Raw genomic sequence first — 23,253 nt, 5'->3', positions numbered from 1 at the left:
ACGTCTTGTGTGGCGGGCAGGTGCGTTTTGCACTGAAAGTCTATCCATCGGTAATGAGGAGGACGATTCATGAGCAGCCAATACGAGGACATCAGCAGCACGGTCTTGCGTCGGATGAAAGAAGGGGGGTTCAACTTCGCGCAGATTCATCCCATCGAGTTTTATGCGGTATTTCCGGACGAGGCACGGGCGCGGCGAGCGGCAGGTCAGTTTCGCGGCGAATCACTCAGTGCCCAGGTACATGAGCGCGATGATGGCGCCTGGCACTTGGAACTGAGCAAGGTGATGTTTGCAACCTATGGCGGTATCGGCGAATTCGAACAGGATTTCGAAGCGGTCATCGCGCCATTGGGCGGTGAGATTGAAGGCTGGGGAGTCAAGCAGGAGCGTCAACTGGCTTGAATCCAGGGCCCGGCGAGGGCGGCTGTTGCCGCCCGGTACGGGCTGATCAGCGCTTCGCAATGAAGCGTTGCTGCCAACGTAACCGGAACGCTTGCACAGATCTGGTGCGACCGTCCTTTTGTCAAAGTACAAGCTATTGAAAAACAAGGAATTATGCCGCTGGCACGGGGCTTGCGATGGCTCGGGTGCACGGGTGACAAGGAGTTCGGCATGATCCGCACCTTTTATGACGAAATGTACGCCGCTGACGGCCTGGTCCGTCCGCATTACCGGGCGTTCGCCCGCTGGCTGGCCGAAACCCCGCCGGAGCTGCTGGCCCAGCGTCGACGTGAAGCCGACCTGCTGTTCCACCGCGCCGGCATCACCTTCACCCTCTATGGCGACGAGCAGGGCACCGAGCGGCTGATTCCCTTCGATACGATTCCGCGCAGTATTCCCGCCAGTGAGTGGCGGGTGGTGGAGCGGGGCTGCATTCAGCGGGTCAAGGCGCTGAACCTGTTTATGGCTGACCTGTACCACGACCAGCGCATCATTCGCGCCGGGATCATCCCGGCTGAGCAGGTCCTGGCCAACGACCAGTACCAGCTGGCGATGCAAGGCCTGGACCTGCACCGCGACCTCTATTCGCACATTTGCGGGGTCGACCTGGTGCGCGACAGCGACGGCAGCTACTACGTGCTCGAAGACAACCTGCGCACTCCCAGCGGCGTCAGCTACATGCTCGAAGACCGCAAGATGATGATGCGCCTGTTTCCCGAGCTGTTCGCCGCCCAGCGCATCGCCCCCATCGATCATTACCCCAACCTGTTGCTCGATACCCTCAAGAGCTCAAGCCCACTGGATAACCCCAGCGTGGTGGTGCTGACGCCCGGGCGTTTCAATAGCGCGTTCTTCGAGCACGCCTTCCTCGCCCGCGAGATGGGCGTCGAGCTGGTCGAGGGCGCCGACCTGTTCGTGCGTGACGAGCGGGTGTTCATGCGTACCACCGACGGCCCCAAGGCGGTGGATGTGATCTACCGGCGCCTGGACGATGCCTTCCTCGACCCCCTGGCGTTCAATCCCGATTCGATGCTCGGTGTGCCCGGGCTGCTGGCCGCCTATCGCTGCGGCAACGTGGTGCTGGCCAATGCCATTGGCACCGGCGTTGCCGACGACAAGTCGATCTACCCCTATGTCACCGACATGATCCGTTTCTACCTCGATGAGGAGCCGATCCTGAAGAACGTGCCGACCTGGCAGTGCCGCAAGCCTGAAGAGCTTTCCCACGTGCTTGCGCACTTGCCGGAGCTGGTGGTCAAGGAAACCCAGGGCTCCGGTGGCTACGGCATGCTGGTCGGGCCGGCGGCGACCCGCGCCGAGATCGAGGCGTTTGCCGCACGGATCAAGGCCCGACCGGCGGCCTACATCGCCCAGCCAACGCTGTCGCTGTCGACTTGCCCGACCTTTGTCGAGAACGGCATTGCCCCGCGGCATATCGACTTGCGGCCTTTCGTGCTGTCCGGGCGCGAGACCCGGGTGGTGCCTGGCGGCCTGACCCGGGTTGCCCTGCGTGAAGGCTCACTGGTGGTCAATTCGTCCCAGGGCGGCGGTACCAAGGACACCTGGGTGGTCGAGGATTAAGCCATGTTGAGTAGAACTGCCTCCGATTTGTACTGGATGTCACGTTACCTGGAGCGCGCGGAAAACCTCGCGCGGATGCTTGATGTCAGTTATTCGCTGTCGCTGATGCCGCAGGATGGCCGCGGTGATGGCCTGGATGAAATAGCCATGCCGCTGTTGATCACCGGCACCCTCGACGATTACCTGGAGCGCCACGGCCAGTTGCATGCCGAGCGCCTGCTGCACTTCTTTGCCCTGGACCCGGAAAACCCGGCAAGCATCTACAGTTGCCTTGGCGCGGCGCGGGCCAGTGCCCATGCGGTTCGTGGGCGGATCACCGCCGACATGTGGGAAAACATCAACGCCACCTGGCTGGAGATTCGTGGCATCGCCGAGCAGGGCCTGGGGCGCTACGGCATGAGCCGCTTCTGCGAGTGGATCAAGGAGCGCTCGCACCTGTTCCGTGGTGCTACCTACGGCACCATCATGCGCAACGACGCCTTTCGCTTCATTCGCCTGGGCACCTTCATCGAGCGCGCCGACAACACCCTGCGCCTGCTCGATGCCCGCTACGAGATGCTCGGCGACGAGGCCGAGGCGGTCAGCGACAGCTCGGCGCGCGGCTATTACCAATGGAGCGCCTTGCTGCGCGCGCTGTCGTCATTCGAGGCCTACACCGAAATCTACCGTGACGCACCGGCTGCCCGCCATGTCGCCGAGCTGCTGCTGTTGCGCGCCGATGTACCGCGCTCGCTGCGAGCCTGCACCGAAGAGATCGACCAGATCCTCGCCAGCCTGCCCGGTGGCAACGGCCGCCCGGCCCAGCGCCTGGCCGCCGAGGTGGACGCACGCCTGCGCTACACCTCGATCGATGAAATCCTTGCCGAGGGCCTGCACCCCTGGTTGACCCATTACATTCCGCTGGTGCGTGAACTGGGCAATGCCATTCACAGTGCCTACCTGGAGGCCGTATGAGACTGACCATTAGCCACGAAACCGCCTACCACTACGAAGACCAGGTTCGCTCGAGCATCCAGTACCTGCGCCTGACCCCGCACGACAGCGAGCGCCAGCAGGTGCTCAGCTGGCAGCTGGACCTGCCGCGGCCGGTGCGGGCGCAACTGGACCCGTTCGGCAACATCCTGCATGTGCTGAGCCTGGAGGAGCCACATGCGGACCTGGTCATCGGCGCCCGCGGCCTGGTCGACATCGATGAACGCCGTGAAGCCGAGCACGAGCTGCAATCACCGCTGCCGTTCCTGCGCTTTACCCGCCTCACCGAAGCGGATGATGCGTTGCGCGCCTTCGCCAGCCAGCAATGCCGCAAGCGGCGTGACCGCTCGGCGTTGATCGAGTTGATGAACGCCCTGAACCAGCGCATGGCCTACCGGCCGGGCAGCACCGCCGTCGACACCAGTGCGGCTCAGGCGTTTGCCGGTGGGGCCGGGGTTTGCCAGGACCATACCCATGCCTTCCTGGCGTGCACGCGCAGCCTGGGCGTGCCGGCGCGCTACGTGTCCGGCTACCTGTTCGACAGCGACAGCCAGCAGATGGCCAGCCACGCCTGGGCCGAAGCCTGGCTGGAGGATGCCTGGTACAGTTTCGATGTCACCAACCAATTGGCCCGGCCCGAACGGCACCTGAAGCTGGCCGTGGGCCTGGACTACCTGGATGCCTGCCCGGTACGTGGCATGCGCCGGGGTGGCGGTTTCGAGCAGATGCACGCCAAGGTGCTGGTGACTCCGGCCTTCAACGCCCAGCAGCAGTGAGCTTCAGGGTTTGCGCGTGACCATGTGGCGCAGGTACGCAAGCAGTGCGTCCAGCTCGCTGTCGTTGATGACTGTTTCGGCAAACCCGGGCATTTTCGCCTGGGGCCACTGGCGCAGGCTTTGCGGGTCGCGGATATAGCGCCGCAGATAATCGGCCTGGAAGTATTCGGTGGGGTTGTGCGGCAGGTTCAGGTCCGGGCCGAACTGGGCGTCACCGGCAGCGTTGAGGCGATGACACGCCAGGCAGTTTTTCTGGAACACGGCAAAGCCTTGGTTGATCGGGTCATCGGCAGCCAACCCCGGTGCCGGGCGCATGGCTGGGAACCGTTCGGCCACCGTAGGCAGGCGGCGAATGCTGGCGACCTGGAACGGCCACTGCTCCGGGCTGATGCGCCCAGCTTGCGGGTCGGTCCAGACCAGATAGAAAGGCCCGGCGCTGGTTTTGCCTTTGGCCAGGGGTGGCCAGGGCTTGGCCGGGTCTTCAATGGCTAGCCAGGCTCGGGCAGGGCCGTCCTTGAGCAAAGGCGCAGCCGGCATCTCGGCGGCAAAACCATCCAGGGCTACGGCCTGCAGGTGATCATCAGCCCGTACGCCCTGCAGGAGCGCAGCCAGCGGCACCGCGCGGTAGTGCATGGTTTTCTTGTAGGAAACATCGTTGTCGATCTGGATGTCCTGCACCAACGGGTGTTTGAGCAGCTCGGCGCTCTGCCAAGGGCGACTGCCATTACCCAGGTCCAGGGTCAGTTGTGCCGCCTGCAAGGGCAGGCAGAGCAGGGCAACGAGCAAGGTAAAACACCGGCGCATGGGCAGTCTCCAACCATCAGGGTCGGCAGATTACCTGCACACAAGCGGCTTGTGCCAGGCACAAACCCAGGGAAGAGGGCATGTCGCTCAGCCGAACAGGCGCGAAAGGTTCGGCAGGATCAACAGCAGCGTAGTGGCGAAGAGGATGAGCCCGGCTTGACGTACTTTGTGTTGTTTGAACATGGCTGACCGCCTTTTTGTTGTTATTCCTGAGTGCCCAGAGGCTTCCTTGTCATCGATCTGGCGAACATCATTTAACGCTGTGAAACCATTAAGACGCGAACTGTTGCTAATGGGTATACAGCTAACCTTAGGGTCAACGTCACCCGTGTTTTAGAACGCTTTAATCTGTACTTAGGCAGTTACGTGCAGTTTTTGCTATGAGGCCTTTGGCCATCCATCAGCATTCCCCTTGCTAGACACTTGCGTGCCTTCAGTGAGTGGATCCACAGATCGTGACCGTTCGTCCGAGCATCATACTTGCCTGCGCGCCTTATTCGGGGCAGGCTTTACGGGGCAATCCCGCCTTTGTCGTTCAGGACTATTTATATGTCGCTACGCATCTGCATCCTGGAAACCGACGTCCTGCGACCCGAGCTGGTCGAGCAGTATCAGGGCTACGGACGGATGTTCGAGCAGCTGTTCTCCCGCCAGCCAATCGCCGCCGAGTTTCGCGTCTACAACGTGTTGAACGACGAGTATCCCGATGAAGACCAGGTATTCGATGCCTACCTGGTCACTGGCAGCAAGGCCGACTCGTTCGGTGATGATCCGTGGATTCAGAGGCTCAAGGCGTTCCTGCTGGACCGCTACCAGCGTGGCGACAAATTGCTTGGCGTGTGTTTCGGTCATCAGCTGCTGGCGCTGCTGCTGGGTGGCAAGAGCGAGCGCGCGCACCAGGGCTGGGGGGTGGGTACCCACCGCTATATGATGAACGCCAAGGCGCCGTGGATGAGCCCGCAGGTCGAAGAACTGACCTTGCTGATCAGCCATCAGGACCAGGTCACGCGCCTGCCGGAAAACGCCACGGTGATTGCCTCCAGCGATTTCTGCCCGAACGCGGCCTACCACATCGGCGACCAGGTGCTGTGCTTCCAGGGCCACCCGGAGTTCATCCACGACTATTCGCGGGCGCTGCTTGAGTTACGCCAGGACAGCCTAGGCCAGGAGGTGTACCACAAGGGTATCGACAGCCTGGTGCATGAGCACCACGGCAGCACGGTGGCCGAATGGATGATGCGTTTTGTCGCGCACAAGCCTCAGGGCCGCTCGAACTGAGGCCTGCCGTTACAGCCAGCCGGAGCGCTTGAAGCTGGCATACAACGCCGTGCAGCCCACGGCGATCCCGCCCAGCACGGCAAAGTAGCCGTAGTGCCAGCTCAGTTCCGGCATGTTCTGAAAGTTCATCCCGTAAATTCCCGCCACTGCGGTGGGGAACGCCAGGATCGCCGCCCAGGCGGCGAACTTGCGCTGCACGATGCTCTGGCGCGAGGACTCCAGCAGCATGCCGATTTCGATGGTCTGGCTGGCGATATCGCGAATCCCGGCCAGGTCTTCCATCTGCCGGGTGACGTGGATCTGCACATCGCGAAAGTACGGGCGCATGTTCTTGTCGATAAAGGGGAAGGTCAGGCGCTGCAGTTCTTCGCTGACTTCGACCATCGGCGCCACGTAGCGGCGCAGGCGCAGGATGTCGCGGCGCAGGCTGTGGATGCGCTGGATGTCCTCTTCCTTGAGCGAACCGCTGAGCACGCTTTGCTCCAGCTCCTCGATTTCGCCATGAATGGCTTCGCTGACCGGCTGGTAGTTTTCGGTCACGAAGTCGAGCAGGGCGTAGAGCACGAAGTCTTCGCCGTGCTCCAGCAGCAGCGGGCGGGCCTCACAGCGCTGGCGCACCAGGGCGTAGGACTTCGAATGACCGTTGCGCGCGGTGATGATGTAGCCATTGCCGGCGAAGATATGCGTCTCGATGAACTCCAGCTTGCCTTCATGGCGCACTGGCGAGTAAGTGACGATGAACAGGGCGTCACCGAAGGTTTCCAGCTTGGGCCGGCTGTGTTTTTCCAGTGCGTCTTCGATGGCCAGCTCATGCAGGTTGAACTGGCGCTGCAGATTGGCCAGCTCCTGGGCATTGGGCTCTTCCAGGCCAATCCAGACAAAATGCCCGGGTTTGCTCGCCCATTGGCTGCCTTCGTCCAGGCTGATGTTGGTGACCTTCCTGCCGGCGCTGTACACCGCCGCTGCAACGACTCGACCCATGGTTGTCCGCTTCTTCTGTTAACCGTGCCAGTAGCTTGGTCTGACTGGCACAATTCGGCAACTGTTCACGCCAGGGCCAGCTCGCCTTCCATGCGATCGATACAGTGCTGCATCTGCACGCGGCATTGCTCGGCCAGCGCCGGTACATCCTGCTGGGTCAGGCCACTGGTAGCGATTGGGGGCAGTGAGCGGATGATCACCTTGCTGCGGCGCCAGCCGTTGAGGCTCAGGCGGCAGGCATAGCGGCTGACGCACACGGGCACGATCGGCACGCCGGCTTCTACGGCCATGTGAAAGGCACCTTTCTTGAAGGTGATCAGGTGCTCGCCGGCATTGCGCGTGCCTTCGGGGAACACCCAGATCGAGGTGTCGTCTTCGCTCAGGGTGCGGGTGGTGGTCTGGATTGCCCGGCGCGCCTGGTAGGCATTGCCGCGATCGACCAGCACGTTGCCGCCCAGCCAGAACAACTGGCCGAACAGGGGGATCCACTTCAGGCTCTTCTTGCCGATGCACACGGTGCGCCGCGGCACCACATGACCCAGCACGAACAGGTCGTAGTTGGACTGGTGGTTGGCGATGATCACGCAACCGGGCGGCTGGTCGAACAGCGGGCCGACCTCGGCCTTGATCTCAAGGCGCATCAGCCAGGTGGCAGGCAGCCCATAAAGGCGTGCACAGATTCGGCTGTTGTCCGGGTTGAACGGTCGGCACAGGCCAACCAGCACACCGAGCACACCGGCCAGGAGAAAATGCAGCCCCAACAGGAACATGCGGATAATAAAAAGCATCGTACGACTCACACCAGGCAAACGCGGCGCAGTGTACGGGTGTGCACTTCTATCGGCAAACACTCATTGGTGCGGGGCAGGCCCGATTGCCCGAATAATCGCAATCAGGCCTTGGTAGGGGGTCAGCCCAGGTGTTCCTGGTCGCGGATGATCGCGTCGTCGAGGATCTCGAGCAGTGCTTTGCGCACCTTGAGCTTGGTGTGCTTGTGGGCGTTCATGTTGATCTTCTTCAACTGGCGGGCTGCCGTCAGCGCAGCTTCCTGCAGCTGTTCGACCGGCACTACCTTGTCGAGGAAACCGGCGTCGACGGCGCTGGCCGGGTCGAACATCTCGGCGTTGATCACCGACCGGTGGAACGCCGAGCGGCGCAGGCGATCCCGGGCCAGTTCGATACCGGCGTGGTGCATGGTCATGCCGATCTGCACTTCATTAAGGCCGATGCTGAACGGGCCTTCGACACCGATGCGGTAGTCGGCCGAGAGCAGCAGGAAGGCGCCTTTGGCCACCGCGTGGCCCGGGCAGGCAACGATGATCGGAAACGGGTGCGAGAGCATGCGCCGGGCCAGGGTGGAGCCGGCGGTCACCAGGCTGACGGCCTCCTTGGGGCCGGCGGTCATGACTTTCAGGTCGTAGCCGCCGGAGAGAATGCCTGGCTGGCCGGTGATGATTACCACCGCGCGGTCCTGCACGGCCTGGTCGAGGGCGGCATTGAACGCCTTGATGACGTCAGGCGAGATGGCGTTGACCTTGCCGTTGTTCAGGGTCAGGGTCGCAATGCCGTCTTCGAGGTGGTAGGTAATCAGCTCACTCATCACAGGGTTCCTTAAGGTGGAGTGGGGCAGACGTTACTCAGGCAAGTGCCCGAGGTAAAGCGCTGTGACTGACTGACCGGTCAGCGTGGCGGCCCACGTGCTTGTCCTGACGGGAGCGCGGTAAACCGGGCTGCCGAAGCACGCCAGAGAATGGCGGCTTTGCCCTGTGTACCGTGGTTTTTCGATTAAATGGCTTAAGCGCATGAATATTCTGAAAAAAACCTTTGCCATTAGAACCTCTTTCGACTACATTAGCGCGCCTCGACAGGCTGAACTGCTTGGCGAGAACCGGTGAAGTGTCCGAGTGGCTGAAGGAGCACGCCTGGAAAGTGTGTATACAGGAAACTGTATCAAGGGTTCGAATCCCTTCTTCACCGCCACATCTAGAAGAGCCCCCGACCTGAACAAGGTCGGGGGCTTTTTGTTTTGCCCATGAAAAAGGATGTTTCAGATGCTCAAAGAATGTTTTACCAAGGCCCAGATCCTTGCCGCTGAACAATTGCTGACCCTGATCAGCCCGTCGGCGGCAATGGCCAGCCAGCATGTCCAGGCCCTGCGCGAGGTCGAGCTGGATGAAGACGACGTCGAGGAATTCGAGGACGATCCGCAGCAACTGATGTATATCGTCAAGGATGTGGCTGACTGGGAGTCGGTATTCTTCGTCGACTGGAAAGACACCGAGTCGTTCGTACAGAGCGTGCAACAGCTGGCCGAGGCGCGGGATGCCGAAGTCACTTTCGGTGTCGAAGACGCGGAGGATGAAGACTTCCTCGACGGCACCACGGTGCCCGAGCTGATGGTCACGGCCCACGACGAACTGCACAAGCAGGGCCTGGTGCTGTGGAACTGGTCCACCGACAGTGACTGCTACAGCGGCTTCATCACCACCAGGGACGTGGCGGTGCAGCTGGTTGCGTTGGGAAAAGTACTGGAAGTGGAGATTCGCGAGGGTAGCGAGCCGTTCTGACGGCGGTGCTTTGTGGGAGCTGGCTTGCCAGCGATGGGGCCAGTGCAGCCAGCACATCAGGCGCTGTCTGGATTACGACCGCTTCGCGCTCGATCGCTGGCAAGTCCAGCTCCCACAGAGTCGGCGGCGCACACAGATCAATTGTGGGAGCGGGCTTGACCCGCGATGAGGCCCTCAGAAGTTCACTGAAGCCGAAACCCGCGCCGTCCGCGGCGCACCCTGAAACAGATAACCATCCCCCAGGTACTCGCCGGCATCGCGCCAGTAGCGTTTATCGAAGACGTTATCCACCATCAGTCGCAGTACCGTGTCGTAGCCACCGACCTTGGTGCTATAGCGGCTGCCCAGGTCGAACACCGCATAGCTGCCTACCTCGACTGTGCCGGCCTGATTGGCGTACTTGCTGGCGCTGTAGCGCGCCCCCCCGAGCAAGGCCAGGCCCGCAATTGGCAGGCTGTAGTCAGCCTGCACGGCAGCACGCAAGTTCGGCACGTTCAGCGCTTGGTGGCCTTCATAGTCGGCCGTGCCGCTGTTCTTGACCCGTGCCCGAATCGCCGCGGCACTGGCATTGATCTGCAGGTTGGAGGTCAGCCAGCCGCTGGCGCCCAGCTCCAGGCCGATGTTCTTCTGCTGGCCTTGCTGCACATAGGTGAAATGTCCGGCGCCATCAGGTTGCGAATACTGGTAGGCCTGGCGCAGCTGGAACAGCGCTGCGCTCAAGCTCAGGCGTTGCCAGTCGCGCTTGATGCCCAGCTCGATCTGCTGCGAGGTGGTCGGGGCGAGGATGTCCTGGTTGTTCTGGGCAAACCATGGCGCCGCGCTGCCCGCTGAAAGGCCTTTGCTGTAGCTGGTGTACAGCGAGATATCAGCACGTGGTTTGTAGATCAGCGCTGCGTTGGGCAGCAGCTCGTACTGGCGGGTATGGCGGCGATCGTTGCCGGCTTCATCGAAGACTCTTTCGTCCAGGCGCACCACGCGAGCGCCCAGTTGGGTCTGCCAGTGCTCGTTGAAGGTGATTCGGTCACTGGCAAAAACACCGTACTGACGGCTGTCCAGGCGCCGTTCGGAGTGCCCTGGCGAGCCATCGAACGGCTCCAGTGCAGGAGTTGGCTGGTAGATGTTGCCGCTACCGATGAACTGGTTGAAGGTTGGCCGCTGATCGAGGGTGCGCCGCTGCGCGCTGCTGCCGACCGTCAACTCATGGCCCAGCCCGGCCAGCTCGAAACGCCCGTTCAGCAGCGCTTGGGCTTCGTCGATACGGCGTGTGTCGTCCGGGCTGCGGAAATCATAGATGTCGTAGTCGCCTTGCGGGCTGAAATAGTTCGGTACGCTGGAGTCGGCGCAACTGGGCGCGCCATAGCAGCCCCAGGCAAACGAACTGTAGTCATCGATCACCACCTTGCTGCGCGAGGCGCTGAGGCTGCCCGTCCAGTTGTCACTGAAGCGATACTCGAAGCGCCCGCCAAGGTTCAGCGAATCGATGGTCACCGGGTTGGCCCAGTGCTGATAGGCCAGGCGGTCATGCGGATCGATACCGTGGGGCAGGCTGTTGCCGCCCAGTAGCTGATAACCCGGCACCGAGCGCTGTTCGCGCTGCTGGTATTCGGCGTCCAGTTGCAGCACCGCGTCGGGGTTGATTTGCCAGTCGAAGGCCAGGGAGGCGAAGTCGCGCTTGCCGTCGGCATGGTCGACGTAGGAGCGGATATCTTCATGGGCCAGGTTGGTACGCAGGCCGAACTGGCGCTCGCTGCCGAACCAGCCGCCCAGGTCGGTGGCGATGTAGCGTTCACCCTGCTCGTTGCTCGAGACTGTCACCGAACGCACATCTTGCGGGCGCTTGGTCACGTAATTGATCAACCCGCCGGGTTCCGACACGCCGCTCTGCAAGCCCGACAGGCCCTTGAGCAACTCGACCTGCTGTTTGTTCTCCAGGGCCACGTTCTGCTCGCCGGCGATGGTCTGGCCGTTGATCCTGTAGCTGCTGGCGGCATTGAGCTCAAAACCGCGCACGTTGAAGTTTTCGTAGTAGCCGATCGGGGCATAGCTGTCACCTACCGAAGCATCGCTTTGCAGGACTTCGCTGAGTGTGCGCACCTGACGATCAGCCAGCAGTTGCTCGCTGAACACCGCAATCGACGCCGGGGTGTCCAGCAATGGTGCCGGCTGGAAGCCGCCGACCGCAGCCTCGCGGGCCTGATAGCCCTCGCTGTAGGCCTCGGACACCTGCACCGGGGCCAAGGTAATGCTGTCCTGAGCCAGGCTATGCGTGGCCGGCAGGGCCAGGCTCAGGCCGAGCAGGCGCAAGGGCAGGCGAGGGCGGGGCAGGGTCATGCAGGAGCTCCTTGACGGCGAACGTGGACGCGCCGTTATTGATCGGCTGCTGTCCGAAAGGGTTTTTTGCCCAGTAGGTAGAGGGGCGTGGGCCCAGGCATTGATAGCCTGCCGGTATTGCGCCGGGCAGGCGGGGACGCAATCTTAACAGGGGCAACCGGCTGGCGGCGCCCCTGTTTTCAATTGGCTGCTTCTGTCATGAACGAGCGGGCGTCGCGCGCCTTCAACCGTTCGCTGCAGTCTGGGAATGGCGCCGCCAATTACCGTCGATTTTCGACCAGGTTTTCTTGTCGGTGATGGCCATCAGCTTGCGACCATCCTTGAAGGTTGCGAGGAAGGTCACCTCCTCTTCCTTGCCGCCTAACCACAGGCCGGCGATCAGGCCAACCGGGCCGGCCACCAGGGCGCCGGCCACACCCCAGCCAAGGGCACTGCTCAGGCTGCGGCTGGACTCCTGATTGGCAACGACCAGGTCGGTAATGCGGGTAAGGGCGATTTTCTCGCCGGGTGAAGGGCTACGGGCGGTCTTGAGTGTGAGCGATCCATTGCGGTACTCGCCTTCACCTTGCAAGAAATCGCCGGATTGAACCGTGAGTCTTGTCATAGTGGCGTCCAGGTTGAAAGGGCTATTGACCAATCCCTACTCAGCGCCAGCGCACGGCACAAGTCAATGGTCAGGCGACGGAGGGTACTCCTCTAGTTGTCACAAAAAAGTAAAGGTTCAGGGCCCGCGAGTTATAACGGCATGTCGCATTCTTGTAATTAAAGTTCGGATTCGCAACTAAAGCCTCCCGCTCAGTTTTCGTCTGTCGCTCGCTTTTTTAGTGGAGTCGATATATCGCCGTTTGCGCAAATTGATGCCGCTAAGCTAAATCAAGGGTTTTAAAATTGTAGGACAATAAACAACTTGGGTTAATGAAAATTGACGTCAAAAAAAGCTGGACAGTTCAATTCCTGGTGTGTCAGTTTTTCCCCGCCTCATTCAGGCGAGTGATAGGACGATCTCGCCGCGGGAGCGTCCTGTCGGACAACAACTGCTTTTTTGTAAACAAGGAAGTGTCTGTATGTCGAAAGTCAAAGAAAGCGCTATTGTTTCAACTGGCTCTGTATTGCAACCGCACGGTGCAAGTTCCGCTTACAGCCTGATCAATAGTTTCGGCCATCAATATGATCGCGGCGGCAGTGCGACAGTGAATGGCAAACCTTCGTTCTCGGTCGACCAGGCCGCTACCCAGTTGCTGCGTGACGGCGCTGCCTGGAAAGACCTGAACAAGGACGGCACCATCAACCTGACCTATACCTTCCTGACCAAGGCACCTGCTGGCTTCGACAGTCAGGAACTGGGCTCGTTCAGCGCCTTTTCCGCCCAGCAGAAGGCTCAGGCCAAACTGTCCATGCAGTCCTGGGCAGACGTGGCCAAGGTCACCTTCAAGGAGGCCGCGACAGGTGGCGACGGTCACATGACCTTCGGCAACTACAGCGATGGCAGCAGCGGCGGCGCGGCATTTGCCTACCTGCCATTTGACCGGCCGGGCTCGCACAAGGGTGAATCCTGGTACCTGATCAACAGCCAGTACCAGGCCAACGTCAACCCGGAAAACGGCAACTACGGGCGTCAGACCCTGACCCACGAAATCGGCCACGTGCTGGGCTTGTCTCACCCGGGCGACTACAACGCCGGGGAAGGCTATCCAACCTACGCCGACGCCTCCTACGGTCAGGACACCCGTGGTTACAGCGTCATGAGCTACTGGGGCGAGAGCAACACCAACCAGAACTTCACCAAGGGCGGTGTGCAGGTGTATTCCTCGGCTCCGCTGATGGATGACATCGCGGCAATCCAGAAGCTGTATGGCACCAACTACGCGACCCGCTCCGGCGACACCGTGTACGGCTTCAACTCCACCGCTGACCGCGACTTCTACTCGGCCACCTCGGCCTCGTCGAAAGTCGTCTTCTCGGTGTGGGACGGCGGCGGCAACGACACCCTGGACTTCTCCGGTTTTACCCAAAACCAGAAGATCAACCTCAATGACGCATCGTTCTCGGACGTCGGCGGCATGATCGGCAATATTTCCATTGCCAAGGGTGCCATCGTCGAGAATGCCATCGGTGGTTCGGGCAACGACCTGCTGATCGGCAACGCCGTGGCCAACGAGCTCAAGGGTGGCGCCGGCAACGACATCATCTACGGCGCCGGCGGTGGCGACAAACTCTGGGGCGGTGCCGGTTCCGACACCTTCGTCTTCGCTGCCAGCAGCGATTCGACCCCGAGCAATCCTGACCGGATCATGGATTTTGTCAGCGGTCAGGACAAGATCGACCTGTCGGCCATCTCGGCTTTTGCCGTCAACAAGCTGCCACTGCAGTTCGTTGATGCCTTCACCGGTCATGCCGGCGAGGCGGTACTGAGCTTCGATCAGGCCAGCAACCTCGGTAGCCTGTCGATCGACATCACCGGCAACAGCCTGTCTGATTTCCTGGTGACCACCGTAGGTCAGGCGGTCGCCACGGATATCGTGGTCTGACAACAGCCTGGAAGGGCGGCGCGCAAGCGCCGCTTCTTCTGAGAGGATTACAGGCAGATGATGGCTCTCAAGCGAATGATCGCGCTCGGCGCGGTTCCCCTGATGTTGATGACCGAGGTCGGTATGGCAAGCAGCCTGCTACTCCCCACTCCCGCACAACTGGCCGGTGACTGGACGCTTTACCCCGAAGCCGATCGGGCTGCAGGTTGCGAGCTGTACCTGGATGTAACGCAGACCTTGCGCGGCGATCTGCAATGCGTAGAAGTGCTGATAGGCAAGCGCCCCAGCGGCTGGCTGCCAACCCCCGATACCCTGGCCTTGCTGGATGGCAGCGGCAGCGCATTGGTGCACTTCAACCGTTATAAGCCCGGTATGTTCAAATGGACTTCCGCGTCCGGCAAGACACTGTTGTTGGAACGTAAGAATAAAGAATAAAACCTTGTAGGCGATTGCCGATTTTTCAGGGATAGAAAGGCGGACAATGAACAGGCCGACTCATAAAGCCGGTGCGCCCTTGTGGGCAGCACTGGCCGATCACAAGTCCACGCTTCTGAGTGTGGGTTGTTTTACCGCGTTGATTAACCTACTCATGCTGGTGCCATCGATTTATATGCTGCAAGTGTATGATCGGGTACTGTCTTCGCAAAACGAAACAACCCTGTGGATGTTGACTTTGATGGTGGTCGGCTTCTTTGTGTTTATTGGTGCACTGGAAGCGATCCGCAGTTTCATTGTTATTCGGGTCGGCAACCAACTGGAACAGGGCTTCAACCTGAATGTCTATCGGGCGGCCTTTGAGCGTAACTTGCGCCGGGGTGACGGACAGGCAGGGCAATCGCTCAATGACCTGACGCAGGTGAGGCAATTTGTCACCGGTCCTGCGTTGTTCGCTTTCTTCGATGCCCCCTGGTTTCCGATTTACCTGGCGGTGATCTTTCTGTTCAACGTCTGGCTGGGCGTCATGGCCTGCGCCGGTGCGTTGTTGCTGATTGCCCTGGCAATCCTCAACGAACGCCTGACCCACAAGCCGCTGGTTGAAGCCAGCGGTTTCCAGCAGCAGTCCACGCACCTGGCCGGCAGCCAGTTGCAAAACGCCGAGAGCATCCAGGCCATGGGCATGCTTGCAGCGTTGCGCCAGCGCTGGTTCGCCTTGCACTCGCGTTTTCTGACCTTGCAGAACCAGGCCAGTGATACCTCGGCGGTGATCACCGCGATCAGCAAGTCGCTGCGCCTGTGCCTGCAGTCGCTGGTGCTGGGGCTGGGCGCCTTGCTGGTGATCGAGGGGCAGATGACCCCGGGCATGATGATCGCCGGGTCCATCCTCATGGGCCGGGTGCTCAGCCCCATCGATCAGTTGATTGCCGTGTGGAAGCAGTGGAGCGGGGCGCATATGGCCTATCAGCGTCTGGACGGCCTGCTGCGCGAGTTTCCCGAGCCGCCGGCACCGATGGCCTTGCCTGCGCCAAGCGGGCGCCTGAGCTTCGAGCAGGTCAGTGCCGGGCCGCCAGGCAAGCGCGTGGCAACCCTGCAGCAGATCAGCTTCAACCTGAGTGCCGGTGAAGTGCTCGGGGTACTGGGTACCTCCGGCTCGGGCAAGTCGACCCTGGCCAAGGTGCTGGTCGGCGTCTGGCCGACGCTGGCCGGTACCGTGCGCCTGGACGGCGCCGACCTGCACCGTTGGGATCGCGAGGCCCTGGGCCCGCACATCGGTTACCTGCCACAGAACATCGAACTGCTGCGCGGCAGCATTGCCGAGAACATTGCCCGCTTTGCCGAACTGGACGGCCACAAGGTGGTCGAGGCGGCGCGTCAAGCCGGTGTGCACGAGCTGATCCTGCGCTTGCCGCAAGGCTACGACACCCGCCTGGGCGAAGACGGCGGCGATCTTTCCGGCGGGCAGAAGCAGCGTATCGCCCTGGCTCGTGCCCTGTACGGTGGGCCGAGCCTGATCGTGCTTGACGAACCCAACTCCAACCTCGATACCAGTGGCGAGGCGGCGCTGGCCACCGCCATTGCGCAGATGAAAGCCCAGGGCCGCACCGTGGTGCTGGTTACCCATCGCTCGGCCGCGCTGGCCCAGGCCGACAAGCTGCTGGTACTCAGCGAGGGCCGGATGCAGGCCTTTGGGCCGGCACATGACGTCATGCAGGCCCTGAGCCGGGCCCAGGAGCAGGCTCAGCGCCAACCGGCCAATGCCGCATTGGCAACCGGAGGTGGCGCATGAGCCAGGTCGATAAAAGCTGCAGTGCACGCTTTTATGTGCGCCTCGGCTGGTTGCTGACCCTGGTCGGCTTTGGCGGTTTTATCGCCTGGGCAACCCTGGCGCCGCTTGATCAAGGCATTGCCGTGCAAGGCACGGTGGTGGTCTCGGGCAAGCGCAAGGCGGTGCAGTCCCTGGCCGGTGGCGTGGTCAGCCGCATCCTGGTCAGTGAAGGCCAACGGGTTAAGCAGGGGCAGCCACTGTTTCGCCTGGACCAGACCCAGGTCCAGGCTGACGTGCAGTCGCTGCAGGCCCAGTACCGGGTGGCATGGGCCAGCCTGGCACGCTGGCGGAGCGAGCGCGACAACCTCGGAGAAATCGTCTTCCCGGCAGAACTCAGCGCCGACCCCGACCCGCAGTTGAGCCTGGTGCTTGAAAGCCAGCGGCAGTTGTTCAGCAGCCGCCGCGACGCCCAGGCCCGCGAGCAGGCCGGGCTGACCGCCAGTATCGACGGTGCAGTCGCCCAGTTGGCCGGCATGCGCCGCGCCCGTGGCGACCTGCAGGCCCAGGCCGATTCACTGCGTGAACAACTGGAGAACCTCAAGCCGTTGGCCAGCCAGGGCTATATCCCGCGCAACCGCTTGCTGGAGTATCAGCGTCAGTTGTCCCAGGTCCAGCGCGACCTGGCGCAGAACAACGGCGACAGTGCGCGGTTGGAGCAGGGCATCGTCGAGTCGCGGCTGAACCTGCAACAGCGTCGTGAGGAGTATCAGAAGGAGGTGCGTAGCCAACTGGCGGAAGCGCAGTTGAAAAGCGTCACCCTGGAGCAGCAACTGACCTCGGCCGGTTTCGACCTGCAGCACAGCGAAATTCTCGCCCCGGCCGATGGCATCGCGGTCAACCTGGGCGTGCATACCGAAGGTGCGGTGGTGCGTGCCGGAGAAACCCTGCTGGAGGTGGTGCCCCAGGGCACTGCCCTCGAGGTCGAAGGGCGCTTGCCGGTCAACCTTGTGGATAAAGTCGCGGTACAGCTGCCTGTGGATATTCTTTTCACGGCCTTCAACCAGAGCAGCACGCCGCGGGTAGCGGGCGAGGTGGCGCTGATTTCCGCCGACCAGTTGCTTGATGACAAGACCGGCCAGCCGTACTACGTGCTACGCAGCACGGTCAGCGAACAGGCACTGGCGCGCCTTGACGGCCTGGTGATCAAACCGGGAATGCCGGCCGAACTGTTCGTGCGCACCGGCGAGCGCTCGATGCTCAATTACCTGTTCAAACCCCTGCTCGATCGGGCAGGCACTGCGTTGACCGAACAATAAGGAAGCCCGTGCATGAAAAGCTTGATGACCGGGCTGCTGGCGGCGTTCGCCCTGACAACAGGAGCGGGCGCGCAGGCCATGGGGCCGTTTCAGGTGTATGAGCAGGCGTTGCGCAAGGACCCGGTATTCCTTGGCGCGCTCAAGGCTCGCGAAGCCGGGCAGGAAAACCGCGCCATTGGTCGCGCCGGTTTGCTGCCGAACCTGTCGTACAACTACAACAAGGGCCGCAACGATTCCAAGGCCCGCTACCTGGGCGATTCGCGGCGCGAGGATGAAGACCGTCACTACAACAGCTATGGCTCGAGCTTCATCCTCCAGCAGCCCTTGCTCGACTACGAAGCCTACGCCAGCTACCGCAAGGGCGTGGCCCAGGCGCTGTTCGCCGACGAGGCGTTTCGCGACAAGAGCCAGGAGTTGCTGGTGCGGGTGATGACCAGCTATACCCAGGCGCTGTTTGCGCAAGACCAGATCAGCATCAGCGTGGCCAGCAAGCAGGCGTATCAACAGCAGTTCCAGCAGAACCAGCAACTGTTCCAGCAGGGTGAGGGCACTCGTACTGATATTCTCGAAGCCCAGGCCCGCTTTGAGCTGGCCGACGCCGAGGAGATCCAGGCGCGCAACGATCAGGACGCCGCCCTGCGCGAGCTGGGGGCATTGATCGGCGAACCCTCGGCACGCATCGACGAACTGGCGCCGCTCAACGACGGCTTTGCCTTGCTGGCGCTGCAACCGGCGACCTATGAGGCCTGGCATGAGCTGGCGCTGGCCAATAACCCGCAACTGGCATCCCAGCGCCAGGCCCTGGAAGTGGCCGAATACGAAGTGGAACGCAACCGTGCCGGGCACCTGCCCAAAGTCACCGCCTACGCTACATCGCGGCAAATGCAGTCTGACAGTGGCAACACCTACAACCAGCGCTACGACACCAACACCATCGGCATCGAAGTCAGCCTGCCGTTGTTTGCCGGTGGCGGGGTGTCGGCGGCCACCCGTCAGGCCAGCCGCAACCTGGAGCAGGCCGAATACGAACTGGACGGCAACACCCGGGCAACCCTTATTGAGTTGCGCCGCCAGTACAACGCCTGCCAGTCGGGCGTCAGCCGCCTGCGCGCCTATCAGCGGGCGCTGACCTCGGCCGAGGCGTTGGTGCAGTCGACCCGCCAGAGCGTGCTGGGGGGGGAGCGGGTCAATCTCGATGTGCTCAATGCCGAGCAGCAGTTGGCGACCACCCGCCGCGACCTGGCCCAGGCCCGCTACGACTACCTGCTGGCCTGGGTCAAACTGCATTACTACGCCGGAACCCTGCGCGAAGAGCACCTGGCCCGGGTCGATGAGGCCTTCGTACGCCGTTAGGCGGTACGCAGGCGCACGGCGCGCTGGCGTTCGGCCAGGCCCCAGACCAGCAAGGCCAGGGCGCCGATGCTCAGCCCGGCGACGACAATGCCGTCCCAGCCGTAGCGCTGGAACAGTTGCGTGCCGAGCAGCGAGCCGAGTGCACCGCCGATGAAGTAGCAGGTGATGTAGCCGGCATTCAGGCGGTTGCGGGCTTCCGGGCGCAGGGCAATCACGGCATTCTGGTTGCTCACGTGCACCAGTTGAACCGCCAGGTCGAGCAACAGCACACCGAGCAACAGTGCCGCCAGCGACGACTGTGCATAGGCCAGCGGCACCCATGAGAGCAGCAAGGCCAGCAAGCCTACCGTGGTGCCCAGCGGGCCTTTGCCACGGTCGGCCAGGCGCCCGGCCCAGTTGGCCGACAGGGCACCGGCGGCACCGGCCAGGCCGAACAGTCCGATCACAGCGTCAGAAAAATGGTAGGGCTCGGCCGACAAGAGAAACGCCAGCGGGGTCCAGAACAGGGCAAACAAGCTAAACGACAACAGGCCCAGCAACGAGCGCAAGCGCAGGATCGGCTCGTCAACGAACAGGCGGAACACCGAGCCGAGCAGCGCTGGATAGCTGAGCCCGGCGTGCTGATGACGCTCGGGCAGGGCGCGGAACAAGGCGATCGCCGACAGGCCCATCAACGCCGCAGCCAGCAGGTAGATGCTGCGCCAACTGCCCAGTTCGGCCATGAAGCCGGCGGCGGTGCGCGCCAGCAGGATGCCTAGCAGCAACCCGCTCATCAGCGTGCCGACGACTCGCCCGCGCTGCGCTGGATCACTGAGGCCGGCGGCCATCGGCACCAGCACCTGGGCGACTACCGAGAACAGGCCGGTGAGGGTGGTGCCGATCAGCAGCCATGTCAGGCTGGGCGAAAAGGCGCTGATCAGCAGGCCCAGGGTGCTGATGGCGATCATGCTGACGATCAGTTTGCGCTGTTCGAACAGGTCGCCCAGAGGGGCCAGCAACAACAGGCCGGCGCCGTAGCTCAGCTGTGCGGCGATGACGATGGCCCCGGCGCTGGCGGTGGTCAGGCCGAAGTGTTCGGCGATGCTGTGCAGCAACGGTTGGGCGTAGTAGTTGCTGGCGACGGCAAGGCCCGTGGCGGTCGCCATCAGCAGAATCAGGCCGCGGCTCAGGGTGTGGCTGGAAGAGGTCATGGACCGTCTCGATCAGTGGCAGTTGGGAAGTGACAGTATCGGAAATACGCTAGCATGACGCCAATGTATCGTTTTCATTCTATCTATCTTGAAAATAGATCAATCCATGAACCTCAAGCAGATTGAATATGCCTTGGCGGTGGTCGACACCGGTAGCTTTACCCGTGCCGCCGAGCGCTGCCATGTGGTGCAGTCGGCCTTGAGCCACCAGATTGCCAGGCTGGAAGAAACCCTCGGCGTCAGCCTGTTCGAGCGTAGCTCGCGGCGCGTGCGCCTGACGCCGGCGGGCGAAGCCTTCGTGCAGAGTGCCCGGCCAGCGCTGGAGGCCACCCGGCGGATTGCCGAAGATGTCGCCGCGGCCTGTGGCGAAGTACGCGGGCAACTGTCCATCGGCGAAATCACCTCGCTGACCGAACTTGACCTGGTCGATCTGCTGGCCGATTTCCATGCTCAGCACCCGTTGGTGGATATCCGCTGGCTGATGGCCAAGAGCGAGTTGCTCATTGCCGATGTGCGCGAACGGCGCCTGGACGTGGGCTTTATCGGGGTTTGGCCGGGCGAGCGGCTGGACGGCGTCGAGTACCGCTTGCTGGCCGAAGAGGAACTGGTGGCGGTCATGGCCGTCGAGCATCCCTTGGCGGGTGCTGCGCGCGTGTCCCTGGCCGATCTCCAAGCCCAGCCACTGGTGGATTTTCCGGCCGGTAGCGGCGCTCGCCGGCAAACCGACGAGGCCTTTGCCGCTGCCGGCGTGCGCCATCGGGTGCAGTTCGAGGTGACCAATATCCGCCTGGTGGAGAAGTTTGCCAAACGCGGCCTTGCCATCGGCCTGGTGCCGGCGCGAATTGCCAACAGCTTCAACGGCGTGATCTCGGTGGCAATCGAGGATGCGCCAGTGCGTTACGTGTATGCGATCTGGTCGATGCACCCGACCCCGGCCGCCAGGGCCTTTGTCCAGTTGATTGAACAGCGCCTGGCGGTCAGGGATGCCCATTGACCCGCCTCAGGCCGCGAAGCCGCCGTCGATGCTCAGGCTGGCACCGGTAATGTAGGCTGCCTCGGGGCCGGCCAGGTAGGCGACGAAGCTGGCAATCTCGTCGACATGACCGTAGCGACCCACGGCCATCAAGCCCATCAGGCTTTCGGCGAATTCACCTTGGGCCGGGTTCATGTCGGTGTCCACCGGGCCCGGCTGGACATTGTTGATGGTGATGCCCAGCGGCCCGAGGTCACGGGCCAGGCCGCGAGTCAGGCCGACCAGCGCCGATTTGCTCATGGCATAAGGGCCGCCACCGGCGAAGGGCATGCGTTCGGCATTGGTGCTGCCGATGTTGATGATCCGCCCGCCCTGACCCATGTGCCGGACGGCCGCTTGCGTGGCCACGAAGACGCTGCGCACGTTCACCGCCAGGGTGCGGTCGAAGTCCTCCAGGCTGAAGTCCGCAAGCGGCCCCACCGCCAGAACCCCGGCATTGTTGACCAGGATATCCAGGCGACCGAACGCTTCGACAGTGCTTTGCACCGCCTGCTGCACAGCGCTGGCATCGGCGCTGTCGGCCTTGATGGCCAGGGCCTTGCCGCCGGCGGCGATGATGCTCTGTTGCAGGGCGTCGGCCTGGGCCGTGGCGTTGGCATAGGTGAAGGCGACACTGGCGCCTTCGGCGGCCAGGCGTTTGACGATGGCGGCGCCGATACCGCGCGAACCGCCCTGGATCAGAGCTACTTTGCCGTGGAGGCTGGATTGGGTCGACATGCTGTGCTCCCGAAAGAACAAGGCCGGATGCCTTGGATGGGGTTCAGTATCGGCCGCTGATTACCCTGTCGGTAGCCAGTAATCGCTATAGTCTGTGTAAACCAGAAGTATGGAATCAACGGTATGGAATCCTTCAGCAGCATCGAGTGTTTTGTCCGCAGCGCCGAAGTCGGCAGCTTTGCCGAAGCGGCGCGGCGCTTGAGCCTGACCCCGGCGGCGGTGGGCAAGAACGTCGCCCGGCTGGAGGCGCGCCTGGGCGTGCGTTTGTTCCAGCGCAGCACCCGGCGCTTGACCCTGACCGAGGCCGGGCAGCGCTTTCTCGGCGAGGTGGCAGCGAGTTTTCAGACCATCCAGTACGCCGTGGCTAACCTGGCCAGTGCCGAAGGGCAACCGGCTGGCACCCTGAAGGTGAGCATGGGCACGGTGTTCGGCCGCCTGTACATCGTGCCGTTGCTGGCCGAGTTCCTGCGGCGCTATCCGGCAATCAGCCCCGACTGGCATTTCGATAACCGTCAGGTCGACCTGATTGGCCAGGGCTTTGATGCGGCCATCGGCGGTGGCTTCGACCTGCCCCAGGGCGTGGTGGCGCGCAAGCTGACCCCGGCGCATCGGATTCTGGTAGCGGCGCCGACGTATTTGCAGCAGCATCCGCCCATTACCCAGCCCGCCGATTTGCACGCACTGGACGGCATCCTCATTCGTTCCCCGCAGACCGGGCGGGTACGTTCCTGGCCGTTGACCAGCCGCGAGCGGGAGCAAAGCCCTTTGAGCTTGCGTTTGCGCATGACCATGAGCGACTCGGAGGCAGCCTGTGCGGCGGCGGAGCAGGGCCTGGGCGTGGCGCTGGTGAGCATGCCGTTCGCCGTGCCGTACCTGCAGTCTGGCCGGCTGCTGCGGGTGTTGCCGGACTGGTATGTGGACGACGGTAATATCTCGCTGTACTACACCGAGCACAAATTGCTACCGGGCAAGACCCGGGCGTTTGTCGATTTTGTCATCGAGCAGTTTGCCCGGCAGGGGTTGGCGCAGCGCTTTGATGCGTTGGGTGCTTTATGAGGGGGGCTGCTGTGCAGCCCATCGCCGGCAAGGCCGGCTCCCACAGTAATGGACTGCCCCCCTAAAGTTGGACAGTATTAACCAGCAGCCTGAGCCCTGTAGTCGACAGGGCTCAGGCCATTGAGC

21 protein-coding genes and 1 tRNA gene are annotated in these 23,253 nt (G+C 62.4%); 14 read left to right on the top strand and 8 right to left on the bottom strand.

The features are described from left to right. The first annotated feature begins 69 nt into the window (after window positions 1-69). The 4 genes from NLX68_RS19990 (at window position 70) to NLX68_RS19975 (ending at window position 3,770) form a co-directional block, all read left to right on the top strand. Window positions 70-402, top strand: coding sequence for a ribonuclease E inhibitor RraB (locus NLX68_RS19990; protein WP_254285507.1), 333 nt, complete (start codon window positions 70-72; stop codon window positions 400-402). Window positions 403-612: 210 nt separating this feature from the next. Next, window positions 613-2,022, top strand: coding sequence for a circularly permuted type 2 ATP-grasp protein (locus NLX68_RS19985; RefSeq protein ID WP_254285506.1), 1,410 nt, complete (start codon window positions 613-615; stop codon window positions 2,020-2,022). 3 nt (window positions 2,023-2,025) lie between these two features. Next, window positions 2,026-2,976, top strand: a complete 951-nt coding sequence (locus NLX68_RS19980; RefSeq protein ID WP_254285505.1) for an alpha-E domain-containing protein — start codon at window positions 2,026-2,028, stop codon at window positions 2,974-2,976. Continuing rightward, complete coding sequence (locus tag NLX68_RS19975) at window positions 2,973-3,770, top strand: transglutaminase family protein (RefSeq protein WP_254285504.1); 798 nt, start codon at window positions 2,973-2,975, stop codon at window positions 3,768-3,770. Before NLX68_RS19980 ends, NLX68_RS19975 begins: the two co-directional genes overlap by 4 nt. 3 nt (window positions 3,771-3,773) lie before the next feature. On the opposite strand, the gene NLX68_RS19970 is transcribed toward NLX68_RS19975, so the two are convergent. Beyond that, window positions 3,774-4,574 (bottom strand): cytochrome c, encoded by an 801-nt coding sequence (locus NLX68_RS19970; protein WP_254285503.1) that lies wholly within the window; start codon window positions 4,572-4,574, stop codon window positions 3,774-3,776. A 549-nt stretch (window positions 4,575-5,123) separates the two neighbouring features. Between NLX68_RS19970 and NLX68_RS19965 the strand changes: the two genes are divergently transcribed. After that, complete coding sequence (locus tag NLX68_RS19965) at window positions 5,124-5,852, top strand: amidotransferase (RefSeq protein WP_254285502.1); 729 nt, start codon at window positions 5,124-5,126, stop codon at window positions 5,850-5,852. Window positions 5,853-5,861: 9 nt separating this feature from the next. Here the strand turns inward: NLX68_RS19965 and NLX68_RS19960 are convergent, their stop codons facing one another. The 3 genes from NLX68_RS19960 to NLX68_RS19950 all read right to left on the bottom strand — a co-directional run bounded on the left by NLX68_RS19960 (window position 5,862) and on the right by NLX68_RS19950 (window position 8,433). Further along, window positions 5,862-6,833 carry a magnesium and cobalt transport protein CorA gene (locus NLX68_RS19960; protein ID WP_254285501.1) on the bottom strand — a complete coding sequence of 324 codons (972 nt, stop codon included), beginning with the start codon at window positions 6,831-6,833 and terminating at the stop codon, window positions 5,862-5,864. Between the two features lie 65 nt (window positions 6,834-6,898). Continuing rightward, window positions 6,899-7,621, bottom strand: coding sequence for a 1-acyl-sn-glycerol-3-phosphate acyltransferase (locus NLX68_RS19955; protein WP_159389006.1), 723 nt, complete (start codon window positions 7,619-7,621; stop codon window positions 6,899-6,901). A gap of 122 nt (window positions 7,622-7,743) precedes the next feature. Then, window positions 7,744-8,433, bottom strand: coding sequence for a crotonase/enoyl-CoA hydratase family protein (locus NLX68_RS19950; protein ID WP_254285500.1), 690 nt, complete (start codon window positions 8,431-8,433; stop codon window positions 7,744-7,746). A 290-nt stretch (window positions 8,434-8,723) separates the two neighbouring features. On the opposite strand from NLX68_RS19950, the gene NLX68_RS19945 reads away from it, so the two are divergent. Together NLX68_RS19945 and NLX68_RS19940 are read left to right on the top strand one after the other, a co-directional pair. Continuing rightward, window positions 8,724-8,813 (top strand) — tRNA-Ser (locus NLX68_RS19945). A gap of 71 nt (window positions 8,814-8,884) precedes the next feature. Next, complete coding sequence (locus tag NLX68_RS19940) at window positions 8,885-9,400, top strand: hypothetical protein (protein ID WP_254285499.1); 516 nt, start codon at window positions 8,885-8,887, stop codon at window positions 9,398-9,400. 174 nt (window positions 9,401-9,574) lie between these two features. Here NLX68_RS19940 and NLX68_RS19935 read toward each other — a convergent pair whose 3' ends face one another. Both NLX68_RS19935 and NLX68_RS19930 read right to left on the bottom strand, forming a co-directional pair. Continuing rightward, window positions 9,575-11,731, bottom strand: coding sequence for a TonB-dependent siderophore receptor (locus tag NLX68_RS19935; protein ID WP_254285498.1), 2,157 nt, complete (start codon window positions 11,729-11,731; stop codon window positions 9,575-9,577). Window positions 11,732-11,954: 223 nt separating this feature from the next. Beyond that, window positions 11,955-12,335, bottom strand: coding sequence for a hypothetical protein (locus NLX68_RS19930; protein ID WP_010226328.1), 381 nt, complete (start codon window positions 12,333-12,335; stop codon window positions 11,955-11,957). Window positions 12,336-12,795: 460 nt separating this feature from the next. On the opposite strand from NLX68_RS19930, the gene NLX68_RS19925 reads away from it, so the two are divergent. The 5 genes from NLX68_RS19925 to NLX68_RS19905 are packed head-to-tail and all read left to right on the top strand — an operon-like array spanning window position 12,796 to window position 19,131. Next, a complete protein-coding gene (locus NLX68_RS19925) occupies window positions 12,796-14,259 on the top strand; it encodes a serralysin family metalloprotease (RefSeq protein ID WP_254285497.1) in 1,464 nt (487 codons plus the stop codon). Window positions 14,260-14,316: 57 nt separating this feature from the next. Next, on the top strand, window positions 14,317-14,694 hold the full coding sequence (locus tag NLX68_RS19920; protein ID WP_254285496.1) for an AprI/Inh family metalloprotease inhibitor: 378 nt from the start codon (window positions 14,317-14,319) through the stop codon (window positions 14,692-14,694). A 46-nt stretch (window positions 14,695-14,740) separates the two neighbouring features. After that, window positions 14,741-16,483 carry a type I secretion system permease/ATPase gene (locus tag NLX68_RS19915; protein WP_254285495.1) on the top strand — a complete coding sequence of 581 codons (1,743 nt, stop codon included), beginning with the start codon at window positions 14,741-14,743 and terminating at the stop codon, window positions 16,481-16,483. Continuing rightward, the gene (locus NLX68_RS19910) at window positions 16,480-17,778 is read left to right on the top strand and encodes an HlyD family type I secretion periplasmic adaptor subunit (protein WP_254285494.1); all 1,299 of its coding nucleotides are present in this window, start codon (window positions 16,480-16,482) and stop codon (window positions 17,776-17,778) included. The genes NLX68_RS19915 and NLX68_RS19910 overlap by 4 nt, the downstream gene beginning before the upstream one ends. Before the next feature lie 24 nt (window positions 17,779-17,802). Continuing rightward, on the top strand, window positions 17,803-19,131 hold the full coding sequence (locus NLX68_RS19905; protein WP_036996520.1) for a TolC family outer membrane protein: 1,329 nt from the start codon (window positions 17,803-17,805) through the stop codon (window positions 19,129-19,131). Here NLX68_RS19905 and NLX68_RS19900 read toward each other — a convergent pair. Then, the gene (locus NLX68_RS19900; protein WP_254285493.1) at window positions 19,128-20,321 is read right to left on the bottom strand and encodes an MFS transporter; all 1,194 of its coding nucleotides are present in this window, start codon (window positions 20,319-20,321) and stop codon (window positions 19,128-19,130) included. The genes NLX68_RS19905 and NLX68_RS19900 overlap by 4 nt on opposite strands. Before the next feature lie 106 nt (window positions 20,322-20,427). On the opposite strand from NLX68_RS19900, the gene NLX68_RS19895 reads away from it, so the two are divergent. Then, window positions 20,428-21,315, top strand: coding sequence for a LysR family transcriptional regulator (locus tag NLX68_RS19895; protein WP_254285492.1), 888 nt, complete (start codon window positions 20,428-20,430; stop codon window positions 21,313-21,315). Between the two features lie 6 nt (window positions 21,316-21,321). On the opposite strand, the gene NLX68_RS19890 is transcribed toward NLX68_RS19895, so the two are convergent. Beyond that, window positions 21,322-22,071, bottom strand: a complete 750-nt coding sequence (locus NLX68_RS19890; RefSeq protein ID WP_010226313.1) for a 3-oxoacyl-ACP reductase family protein — start codon at window positions 22,069-22,071, stop codon at window positions 21,322-21,324. 123 nt (window positions 22,072-22,194) lie between these two features. Between NLX68_RS19890 and NLX68_RS19885 the strand changes: the two genes are divergently transcribed. Beyond that, complete coding sequence (locus tag NLX68_RS19885; protein WP_254285491.1) at window positions 22,195-23,127, top strand: LysR family transcriptional regulator; 933 nt, start codon at window positions 22,195-22,197, stop codon at window positions 23,125-23,127. Window positions 23,128-23,253: the final 126 nt, after the last annotated feature.

Origin of the sequence: Pseudomonas sp. SBB6, assembly GCF_024213215.1 — a bacterium.
GTDB classification, from domain to species: Bacteria; Pseudomonadota; Gammaproteobacteria; order Pseudomonadales; family Pseudomonadaceae; genus Aquipseudomonas; species Aquipseudomonas donghuensis.
Note: the sequence above shows the minus strand (reverse complement) of the source record. Positions and strands in the feature narration are given on the sequence as shown.

Bases quoted from the DNA above. Each gene is read 5' to 3' on its own strand.
- NLX68_RS19990 (WP_254285507.1), top strand. From the start codon at position 70: ATGAGCAGCCAATACGAGGACATCAGCAGCACGGTCTTGCGTCGGATG.
- NLX68_RS19985 (WP_254285506.1), top strand. From the start codon at position 613: ATGATCCGCACCTTTTATGACGAAATGTACGCCGCTGACGGCCTGGTC.
- NLX68_RS19980 (WP_254285505.1), top strand. From the start codon at position 2,026: ATGTTGAGTAGAACTGCCTCCGATTTGTACTGGATGTCACGTTACCTG.
- NLX68_RS19975 (WP_254285504.1), top strand. From the start codon at position 2,973: ATGAGACTGACCATTAGCCACGAAACCGCCTACCACTACGAAGACCAG.
- NLX68_RS19970 (WP_254285503.1), bottom strand. From the start codon at position 4,574: ATGCGCCGGTGTTTTACCTTGCTCGTTGCCCTGCTCTGCCTGCCCTTG.
- NLX68_RS19965 (WP_254285502.1), top strand. From the start codon at position 5,124: ATGTCGCTACGCATCTGCATCCTGGAAACCGACGTCCTGCGACCCGAG.
- NLX68_RS19960 (WP_254285501.1), bottom strand. From the start codon at position 6,833: ATGGGTCGAGTCGTTGCAGCGGCGGTGTACAGCGCCGGCAGGAAGGTC.
- NLX68_RS19955 (WP_159389006.1), bottom strand. From the start codon at position 7,621: ATGCTTTTTATTATCCGCATGTTCCTGTTGGGGCTGCATTTTCTCCTG.
- NLX68_RS19950 (WP_254285500.1), bottom strand. From the start codon at position 8,433: ATGAGTGAGCTGATTACCTACCACCTCGAAGACGGCATTGCGACCCTG.
- NLX68_RS19940 (WP_254285499.1), top strand. From the start codon at position 8,885: ATGCTCAAAGAATGTTTTACCAAGGCCCAGATCCTTGCCGCTGAACAA.
- NLX68_RS19935 (WP_254285498.1), bottom strand. From the start codon at position 11,731: ATGACCCTGCCCCGCCCTCGCCTGCCCTTGCGCCTGCTCGGCCTGAGC.
- NLX68_RS19930 (WP_010226328.1), bottom strand. From the start codon at position 12,335: ATGACAAGACTCACGGTTCAATCCGGCGATTTCTTGCAAGGTGAAGGC.
- NLX68_RS19925 (WP_254285497.1), top strand. From the start codon at position 12,796: ATGTCGAAAGTCAAAGAAAGCGCTATTGTTTCAACTGGCTCTGTATTG.
- NLX68_RS19920 (WP_254285496.1), top strand. From the start codon at position 14,317: ATGATGGCTCTCAAGCGAATGATCGCGCTCGGCGCGGTTCCCCTGATG.
- NLX68_RS19915 (WP_254285495.1), top strand. From the start codon at position 14,741: ATGAACAGGCCGACTCATAAAGCCGGTGCGCCCTTGTGGGCAGCACTG.
- NLX68_RS19910 (WP_254285494.1), top strand. From the start codon at position 16,480: ATGAGCCAGGTCGATAAAAGCTGCAGTGCACGCTTTTATGTGCGCCTC.
- NLX68_RS19905 (WP_036996520.1), top strand. From the start codon at position 17,803: ATGACCGGGCTGCTGGCGGCGTTCGCCCTGACAACAGGAGCGGGCGCG.
- NLX68_RS19900 (WP_254285493.1), bottom strand. From the start codon at position 20,321: ATGACCTCTTCCAGCCACACCCTGAGCCGCGGCCTGATTCTGCTGATG.
- NLX68_RS19895 (WP_254285492.1), top strand. From the start codon at position 20,428: ATGAACCTCAAGCAGATTGAATATGCCTTGGCGGTGGTCGACACCGGT.
- NLX68_RS19890 (WP_010226313.1), bottom strand. From the start codon at position 22,071: ATGTCGACCCAATCCAGCCTCCACGGCAAAGTAGCTCTGATCCAGGGC.
- NLX68_RS19885 (WP_254285491.1), top strand. From the start codon at position 22,195: ATGGAATCCTTCAGCAGCATCGAGTGTTTTGTCCGCAGCGCCGAAGTC.